We start from the raw sequence: 9,155 nt of genomic DNA on the forward strand, positions 1-9,155 counted from the left end.
TGCTGACGTAGCGGGCGCGGCGGGCCTCGCGGACCCGGCCGACCCGGGAGCGGCCCTCCTCGGTGCCCGCGGAGCGGGTACCACATCGCTGCGCGATGTGCAAGCGAACCCCCGCGCTGCGCGCGGGGGTTGCGCTCCCGCTCCGCGTGAGCGCTGGCGGGTGGCTGCGCCACCCGCACACCGGGCCTGCTGCGCAGGCCCGGTGACGGTTCGTCCGCTGCGCTCCCGGACCGGGCGAGGCATTGCCTCGCTTCCCTGGGATTCCGCTGCGCTTCATCCCGGGGCCGGCTCGTCCGTTGCACTCCCTCGCCTCAACGGCCCTTCCGGCTGCGCCTCCAGAACCGTTGGAGCCCGCTGGCGCGGGCCTGGCTGACTGCGGGGGGTGGGGGTCGCTCGTTCGTGTGGGTTCCAGTGTAGTGGGTGCATCAGGTTGATGCAGCATGTACCGTTGGCGGAAATACAGGACCGATCCGGCCGAGGCGCGGTTTTTGGAGGAGGGTCAGCGTCGGAATTTCGGTCCACCAACTCACGCGAGGAATGGCGAATCGGGAAGTTGCGGGCCGATTCACAGAACGGGACCTCAGATATCGGAAAGCCGGAATTTCGACGTGCGGAGGTACCGGAGCCGAACGGCCTCCAGGGCTGGGCGGCGGAACCCGCCCACCGACGTCAGCCACGCTTCCTGGCTTTTGACCGTCACGGCTGACACCACCCGAGACTCAGAGCCGCTGACGCCGTCTACCGGCGCGAGGGCGCGGTGCCGCATGCGAAGCGAGCTCAGCCACGGGCCGTCGGCCTCCCGCGACCCCTGTGGTTGTCGACGCCGACACGCCCGTTCCTGCCGTGGCTGCGAGAGAGGTATCGGTGAGCGTCGCCGGTGGGGGGGGCTGGTTGCAGCCGCACCGGGGTCGCTCTTAAAGATTAGAGAAGGCGCAACGCTCTGACCTGCGGAAACGCGGAAGTTGTATGCACCCTGGCTGCATACAACGCGTCGCCGAGGCCTGAGTTGTATGCACGTAGCTGCATCAAGAGGTCGGGGCAAGGGACACGCCGCCTCGATGCATCGTCCCCGAATAACATGTCACCACTGGTATGTTATGCGCCTCGATGATCTTCGTAAGGAGGGCCAGTGGCCCAGCCCCAGAGGCGTAGCGCGACCGCCGACGCCAGGGCCGTACGCCCGGCACCGGTGCCTCAGAAGCCCGACGACTTCGACGGTCTGGAGTCAGCGAAGGACCTGCTCAAGAGGCTGGAGGAGCTGGCAAGGAAGGGCGGCACTTTCTCCACCAAGGGCGACCTGAAGCCCTACGCCTTCTATGGCCGGATCCACCTGAGCATGTCCCAGCGGATCCAGGACCAGCTGTGGAAGTTCGGCTTCTCCGCCATGGCGAGGAACGTGCTGGACCACATGTCGGTCCACCACGACGACCTGGCCCTGGTGGAGATGACCCAGCGCGGCCTGGCGGAGAAGTTCGGCTGCTCTCAGTCGAAGGTCTCCCGCTCCATCAGCGAGCTCTCCCGGCAGAACTTCGCCTGGAAGGAGAGCAGGGGCATGTACCGGCTGCACCCCCTCTACGCCTACCGTTGGGGCAGTGACAAGCAGCGCGACCTGGTCAACAAGCTGGGCCCGAAGGTCCTGACGGCCCGCGAGATCGTCATCCCGAACGTGAGGAAGGCAGAGCGATGAGCGACAGCCCCATCCCCGGCTTCCGCAACCCGGACGCCTTCGAGGTCCTGCCGAACGCCCGGCTGAACCCCACGGCGCGCGACGTCTTCGACATCCTCCAGGCCCGGCAGGAGCCCTGCGGCCTCGTCAAGATCCGGCAGGCCGACGTCGCCAAGCGCCTCGACATCAGCCAGGCCGCGGTCTCCCGCGCGATCGGCCAGCTCAAGGACAAGGGCCTCCTCGACGGCCGGCACCGCCAGGGCAGCGTGCTCATCCACCCGCTCTTCGCCGCGTACGAGTCGCTCCCCCACATGCTCAACCACCTCAGCGACCCCGACACCTTCGTGTGGCCGCTGAACTTCCCCACGGGCGAGATCCGCCCCCCGCGGGCAAGCGACGCGCGCACCGACACCGGGTTCGACCCCAACCCCGACCCCGACGGCGGCGAGGACGCCCCAGCCCCCGAGACGCGCCCCGCCCTCCGGCTCGCCGGCTGACCCGTTACCTTCTCCGTGGCCCCGCAATGGGGCGCCTGGCCCCCGGGCCCGGTATGGCTGTGTGCCCCCTGTCGTACGGATGACCTGGGGGGTGTTGCCGCCGGGCTTCGGGGCACCGCTTGACCGCTGATGAGGGGCCTGACAGCCGTCTGGTCCGGTGCAATGCCGGGCCGCTTCACGGGCGGCATGTCTGCGTAACGTGGTTGCCGGCGTGTGGTGCCGCAGGGACGGCCGGGAGGTGAGGAGACGAGTGGCGAGGGGCACGCGCACATGGTCGACACGACCGCGATAGATCTTTTCCTCGGCCTGGACCTGGGCAAGGAGTTCCACCACGCCCACGGCCGGACCTCGGACGGCAGAACCGTGCACGACAAGCGGCTGCCCAACACCGAGCCGAGGCTGCTGGAGCTGTTCACCAGGCTGGTGGCGAAGTTCGGCACCAGCCTGGTGATCGTGGACCAGGTCGCGAACATCGGCGCGCTGCCGCTGACGGTGGCCCGCGCGGCGGGCTGCCGGGTGGCCTACCTGCCCGGGCTGTCGATGCGGCGTGCCGCCGACCTGCACCCGGGCGAGGCCAAGACCGACGCCCGCGACGCGTTCGTGATCGCCGAGACCGCCCGCACCATGCCCCACACCCTGCGCGCGGTGGACCGCGACGACGAGGTACTGGCCGAGCTGACCATGCTCACCGGCTACGACAACGACCTGGCCGGCGAGGTCAACCGCACCACCAACCGGCTGCGCGGCCTGCTCTCCCAGATCCACCCCTCTCTCGAGCGCGTGCTCGGCCCGCGCCTGGCCTATCCCTATGTCCAGGCCCTCCTCCAACGGCACGGCTCCCCGGCGAGACTGAGGAAACTGGGCCGGGCCCGCTGCGAGGCCCTGCTCAAGGCACACGGCTCGCGCAAGGCCCACCACCTCACCACCGAGATCTTCGACGCGCTCGCCGAACAGACCCTCGTCGTTCCGGGCACCGAGGCATCCGCACTGATCGTGCCCGGCCTGGCCGCCCAGCTCGCCGCCGCACACACCCAGCGCCGCCAGGCCGAGCAGGAGATCGCCGCCCTGCTGGAGGCCCTCCCTCTTTTCCACCTCCTGACGTCTCTGCCCGGCCTGGGCGTCAGGACCACGGCCGCCGTGATCGTCGCGATCGGTGACGGCACCGGCTTCCCCACCCCCGGACATCTCGCCTCCTACGCCGGACTCGCCCCGGCCACGAAGTCCTCGGGCACCTCCATCCGCGGCGAGCACGCGCCCCATCGCGGCAACAGGCTCCTCAAACGAGCCCTGTTCCAGGCCGCGTTCGCCGCGATCGGCTGCAAAGCCGACCCGTCCTCCCGGGTCCACTACGACCGTCAGCGGGCACGCGGCAAGACCCACACCCAGGCGATCCTCCGCCTCGCCCGGCAGCGCGTGAACGTCATCCACGCGATGATCCGCACCGGGGCCCTCTACGAAGCACGCACGCCGGGCGACGTCGACCTCGCCGCCTGACGACTCCACCGCCCCTACCCTCCAGGCCCCGTCACGCCCGCGCACCGGCAGGCCACTCCGGCCCTGCCGGCCACCGGCCTGCCCATCAGCCACCCGATCCGCCGGGAACGTCCCGCTTCGCGGGACGTTCCCGAAAACCAGGATCAACCGCTACATACCGACCCCACCGGGGTTGACGAAACAGATAGGGGCACCCCCCCTCCACGAGCGAAGGCTCCGCACCCTTGGTGCGGAGCCTTCGCTCGTTGCCCTGGAGGTGTATGCGCCCAGGCTGCATACACGTCCCCGACGCCGGGCTGCGGCCCCGAAGCCGTCGGCCGGCTCGTGCTGTCGGTAGCACTAGGTGAACCGGCTTGTTCTGGAGCAGCAGAACAAACGGCGGCGGCCCCGGTGGCTCTGCTGCATCCCTTGCCGCTCGGGGTTAGGGCGCCCCTGCTACTCGTGCAGCACCCGTGTGCCACCTGGGCCGTGCGAATGCTGCGCTGCACTCCTCGCGGGGCGTGCAGCAGGCGTCTTGCACCCTTCACGGCCAGGAGCAGCAGGACGTCGGCGGCTGAGCAGCACGAGGCGCTGCACTCCGGTTGGTGACGGCCGTCGGCGGTCGCGGCTTGGCCGGAGCGGAGCGCGTCTTGCACCCCATTGGTAGGTACTACAATACAGGTAGTACCTATGTGCGGGTTGTAGATCTCTCCCCCTGAGAGCCAAGCTCGCTGCGCGGGCACACACCACTCGTCGCCACCTGCACCGAGGCCCACCCCGTCCGTCCGGCGCACATGATCCTTCCCGGCGCTGTACGGCCGTCTGCGGCACTCTGACGCCCTCCGGGCTCCCCGAGGCGACGATCAAGGCCCTCAAAGGCGCTCACAGCGGCGCACAGCGCTTCGAGCGGCGGAGAAGCCGCTGCCTCCCCTCGGGCCGGCTCCACGACGGGCGCCACGCCCTCCCTCCTCGGTCGCCGCCTCCCGCTGCTCCCGGCCCGAGCTCTGCCTCAGGGGGAAGGACACTCAACCCGCACATAGGTACTACCTGTAGTACCTACCAATGGGGTGCAAGGCCGTCTCCAGACGAGCCCGCGCCGAGCCGCCGGCGCAGCGTCCGGAGGCCAGGGTGCAAGGGTGCAAGGCGGGCTCGGTGGCGAGGTCTTCCCGGCCGGCCGTACTTCCGGTACTTCGCCTACGGCGGGTGGGAGGAGTGCGTGACGCGTCCCCTACTGCCTGACCGATCCATCTTCGGTGACAAACGATCCAACTCTGCTGTCAGGAGACACCGGGAGAGCGTGGTGCGGTCAGCTGGCGCCGGAGGGGGCGCGGGCGAGGAGCGCGGCGAGGTCGTCGGCGGCTTCGGGTTCGGTGGTGGCGAGCCGGGCCGCGAACGCCAGCTCGTCTGCGCGGCCGCCGGGGACCAGTCGGGCGAATTCGGCGAGCAGCGCGGCGTGGGCGAGGACCGGCGGCGGGAGAAGGCCGGTGGCGGCTTCGCGGGCGGCCGGGTCGCGGTAGTGCCCGAGGTGCGCGGCCAGGGCGTGGGCAAGCCAGGCGTCGACGTCGGCCTGGACGTACCCGCCGGCTCGCCCGGTCAGTTCGTCGCGCACGGCTTCGTCCCCGTAGCGGGTCTCGGTCTGTTCCAGCGTGCCGAGCTCGCGCAGCGCCTGGAGCTCGTCGGCGCGTGCGGCGATCCGCTGCGCCTCGCGTGCGGCGGCCTCACGGTTGGCGGCGAGCTCGGCCTGGACGACGTCGTCGGTGTCCGGGTCGTAGAGGGTGCCCGCCGACGCGGCGGCGAGCAGCTGGGTGTGCCGAGGCTCGTTAGTTGTCACCGGCGGAGCTGAATAGGCTGGCAGAAGAGCCGGGCCGAGGCAGCCTGGTTGTCACGTGGGAGGCAGGTTACTTGTCACAGGTGCTCCATCAGCAGCCGTCCTGTCACCCGGTGACGCGCGACGGGTTCGCCGGAATACTCGGCGAGCAGACCACGGCATGTGGACCTGCACGCGACATCGTCGGCGGAACCTTTATCCTCTGGGACGGCCTGGTTCCTGCCACCCGCCTCGCACATACCTACCGGACGCGGCTCCGTACCACCTGCGGCCAGCCGAGTACGCTCACGGCGACGACACGAGGAAAGACGTCCAGCACCTGCACGATCTCCGGAAGCTCGCCGCGAACGTGACGCTGCGCTGGCTGATCACCGCAGCCGCGGCCGGCCCTGATCTGGGAAAGCGTCTGGATGAAGCACTGACCTCTGACGCAGTCCGCCGGACCGTGGTCACGGATCCCCCGATGACCTTTTCACCCATACCCCACCGCGTCAGAACCCGCCAGACTTCGCACCGTGAGTCCATCGGATTCCACGGACAAGAGCCCTGCTGAGGGGCCCAACCGCAGTGCCTGGTGCAGACTGTGCGTTTGCCGCAGACGAACAGTCGCGCGACCATGGGAAATAAGACCTCTATACGGAGGTCGTGTGATTCCAGGTATTTTCGGCGGTCACGATGAAATCCCTCGCGAATTCATCGAATCATATTGGCCGGGACATAAGTCCCCCCTTTCCGGAAGCAGGGTTTTCCCGTTATCAGCTCGCCCTGGCGGCGGCAGATCCTGCGATATTCCGATCTCTCCGGGAACGCATGGGACGATCCGGGAATTAGGCGATCGGCGTTGCCATCGCTACAGCGAGGTCTGCACCAGAAAATCTACCCCCGGCCCCATGTCGCGGGAGGACCTCTTCGACTGTCCCGTGCCCGGGAAGACTCCAAATATCTGGGCGCTGAGCAGTAATGAAACGCTACCTGGAGGTTCCCATGGCAACAGGAGCACTGGAGTCAAACCCCGCGCTCATCTCGTGGGCGGGCAGGATGACGGGCATGTCGCCGGACAATCAATCCTCCGAGAAAATACTCGGTCCACCGAACGGTCAGACGCAGACGATACAGGTCGGCTCGGCGTTCAGGGCGTCCGGATTCCAGTGGCAGCCCGCCGTCGGTCTCTCCCGTCTCTTCAGAAATGTAACTCATGGCGAGCGCCCGACCATTGACCAACTATCTGCGGCCAATTTTATTGCCTTTGAAAGAAATGGGGGTTCTCCGGCCATGGGGGGCGGCTGGGAAAGTTGCGACTGGGTCTTCGATGACGGGCAGCAGTCGAAATCAGTCCGCTGGTTCCCTGAGGACGTGCCCGCCCCTGACGGCCCTATCGGTCCGGAAGAAGTCATATCGTTCCTGCTTTTCAGCCTCTCCGCCGTTGATATGAACAGTCCCGACCTGACGGTTACCGTAAGCTACACGGCGAACCCTCCGGCTCCCGTGGATGCATCGGTCACTCCCGACATCGACGCCTTGGGCACGCTGATCGCGGATGCGGACGTGAATACGGTCGTCGGCGAGCTGATCAGTCTGTCCAATCGACTAGCCACCGCACAACGACCCACTGAAGCAGTCGCCGCAGCACGAGCCGCCGTTGACGTACAACGCGAATCGGAACATGGCGCGGGGCAAGTCACCGATCCCTTCCTGTTCGCCGTGGCTCTGCGCGTCTTGATCGTGCGGCTGATCGAAGCGAACCGCCAGGCTGAAGTCGGACCACCTGTCCAGGAAGCTATCGATGCCTTCACCAAAGCAGCCGCTGCTCCAGGTGCGGACGTGAATACGGTCGTCGGCGAGCTGATCAGTCTGTCCAATCGACTAGCCACCGCACAACGACCCACTGAAGCAGTCGCCGCAGCGCGAGCCGCCGTTGACGTACAACGCGTCGCCGCACTGAGGACCGTGCCGACTGCATTGGAGCAGTTCGGATATCCGGCCCCTGGCGGAGCGGGACTCCCGGAACAACTCCGACTGTACGAGAGCGTATGGGGGCTCTCCCTGGACGGGCGCCCCTTCGATGACCAAGTCATCGCAGTTGCGGAGCATTTGGACGGTCGATTCTGCGGAGTTCCTGACGCACTCGACGGGCACGGCGGTCTGCTTCCCCTGGCTTTCGGGGCACCGAATGGACGTTGGTCACGCGGCGACCTGTCGTGGTCCGTGTCGAACGCTCCAGCGCTGACCGACGGGGCAAACGCGCAGGACACCGTCAAGGCCGCACTCGATCAATGGCACCGAGTACCACCAGGCTACTTCAACTTCAATATGGTGCAGAGCGGCGGTAACATCCCAGTCCAATTCGGCGGCGCTGAGCTCAACCTCAAACTCACCGCACCAGAAGGCGTAAAAGGGGTAACCACGACGACAGCGCACAACCATGCTTTCACTGACGCGCACGTCTCGCTGGACAGTCATGAGAATTGGGATTCCGCCAGCCTACTCAGCGTGTCCCTTCACGAGATAGGCCACGCCCTGGGACTGGCCCATTCGACGGACAAGACGTCGTTGATGTACCCGATTGACACGGGGCGGTCGACAATCGACGAGGAATCCCAGCGGGCGCTTGCCAGCATCTACGGATGGACCGATCAGACCCGCATGGCCGGCGCCACGGCCGACCGGCCGGGCCTCGCGGTGGCTGGTATTTCGAGCTTCACTGGCGTTGCCAACCATCTGGGCATGGCGTGGCGGGGCGCGGGCGACGACCGCACTCTGTACTGGTCGGAGTTCGGTGGTCAGGGCTGGTCGCCGCAGAAACAATCTCCGGACCGCGCGTCCACCCACGGCCCCGCACTGGCCCTGTTCCCCGCCGGCAACGGTGAGCAGGGATTCACCATGGCTTGGAAGGGGGCGAAGAGCGACTCGGGAATCTGGTATGCCTCCAGACTCCCCCTCGAAGCTGACTGGGGCAGCCAGAGACCCGTGCCGGCGGTCGGCACCAGTTGCGGTCCCGCCCTCGCTTACTTCAATGGCCGCACGAGCATGGCTTGGAAAGGAGTCGATGGCGACACCGGCATCTACTTCTCTACGCTCGGGCCGCAAGGGTGGGAACCTCAGAGCCGAATCGCAGGCGTTGGCACCTCGGACTCCCCCAGCCTGGTTGCCACCGTTGACCGTCTCTACCTGTTCTGGAAGGGCATCCCGGGAGACTCTGCGGTCTACTACAGCTCGCTGGACAGCGCGCCCAACAGCAGCTGGTGGCCTCAGCGCCAGGTCCAATACGCCACCAGCGAATCCACAGGCCTCGTATGGCATCAAATCGGAGCCAGCCGCGGGCCCTCCGCCACGATGCGAGACGGCTCCTCCATCGTCCTCGCATGGAGGGGACCGGAAGGTGACGATGGTATCTGGTTCACTTATTTCGACTTTGCCCTCGAAGAGTTCTCCGGTCAAGTTTCCATCCACGACAGGGGGACCCTCACCGGCCCCGCGATTGCGGTCTTGGAGGGTCGCCTGTTCATGGCCTGGAGAGGCGTGGCGGACGACGAGGGTATTTGGTACGCGTCCCTGGGCTGATTCTCACTCGATCGCATGGTGGGAAGAGGGGCGGCACTGAGCCTTTTCCAACCTGGTTCTGGAGTCCGACAGTTGGGCTGACAACGTGGTGAAGCCCCTGGTAGATGGGTTTTCGACCAAGAGAACCGTC

General features: G+C 67.1%; 5 protein-coding genes. 4 read left to right on the forward strand and 1 reads right to left on the reverse strand.

Going from position 1 to position 9,155, the window contains the following annotated elements; genetic code table 11:
* The first annotated feature begins 1,129 nt into the window (after nucleotides 1-1,129).
* The 3 genes from ABZZ79_RS39285 to ABZZ79_RS39295 all read left to right on the forward strand — a co-directional run bounded on the left by ABZZ79_RS39285 (nucleotide 1,130) and on the right by ABZZ79_RS39295 (nucleotide 3,657).
* On the forward strand, nucleotides 1,130-1,687 hold the full coding sequence (locus ABZZ79_RS39285) for a replication/maintenance protein RepL (RefSeq protein ID WP_356697422.1): 558 nt from the start codon (nucleotides 1,130-1,132) through the stop codon (nucleotides 1,685-1,687).
* On the forward strand, nucleotides 1,684-2,163 hold the full coding sequence (locus ABZZ79_RS39290) for a helix-turn-helix domain-containing protein (RefSeq protein ID WP_217143874.1): 480 nt from the start codon (nucleotides 1,684-1,686) through the stop codon (nucleotides 2,161-2,163). The genes ABZZ79_RS39285 and ABZZ79_RS39290 overlap by 4 nt, the downstream gene beginning before the upstream one ends.
* A 270-nt stretch (nucleotides 2,164-2,433) precedes the next feature.
* On the forward strand, nucleotides 2,434-3,657 hold the full coding sequence (locus ABZZ79_RS39295) for an IS110 family transposase (RefSeq protein WP_356697424.1): 1,224 nt from the start codon (nucleotides 2,434-2,436) through the stop codon (nucleotides 3,655-3,657).
* 1,285 nt (nucleotides 3,658-4,942) lie between these two features.
* Here ABZZ79_RS39295 and ABZZ79_RS39300 read toward each other — a convergent pair.
* Entirely contained in the window at nucleotides 4,943-5,467 is a 525-nt protein-coding gene (locus tag ABZZ79_RS39300; protein WP_356697426.1) for a hypothetical protein, read from the reverse strand.
* Between the two features lie 957 nt (nucleotides 5,468-6,424).
* Between ABZZ79_RS39300 and ABZZ79_RS39305 the strand changes: the two genes are divergently transcribed.
* Nucleotides 6,425-9,025 (forward strand): matrixin family metalloprotease, encoded by a 2,601-nt coding sequence (locus tag ABZZ79_RS39305; protein WP_356697428.1) that lies wholly within the window; start codon nucleotides 6,425-6,427, stop codon nucleotides 9,023-9,025.
* Nucleotides 9,026-9,155: the final 130 nt, after the last annotated feature.

It is taken from the genome of Streptomyces sp. NPDC006458 (genome assembly GCF_040612135.1).
Classification (GTDB): domain Bacteria; phylum Actinomycetota; class Actinomycetes; order Streptomycetales; family Streptomycetaceae; genus Streptomyces.

What these genes read in the sequence shown, in the direction of transcription:
- ABZZ79_RS39295 (WP_356697424.1), top strand. Translation starts at nt 2,434, where the DNA reads ATGGTCGACACGACCGCGATAGATCTTTTCCTCGGCCTGGACCTGGGC.
- ABZZ79_RS39305 (WP_356697428.1), top strand. Translation starts at nt 6,425, where the DNA reads ATGAAACGCTACCTGGAGGTTCCCATGGCAACAGGAGCACTGGAGTCA.
- ABZZ79_RS39290 (WP_217143874.1), top strand. Translation starts at nt 1,684, where the DNA reads ATGAGCGACAGCCCCATCCCCGGCTTCCGCAACCCGGACGCCTTCGAG.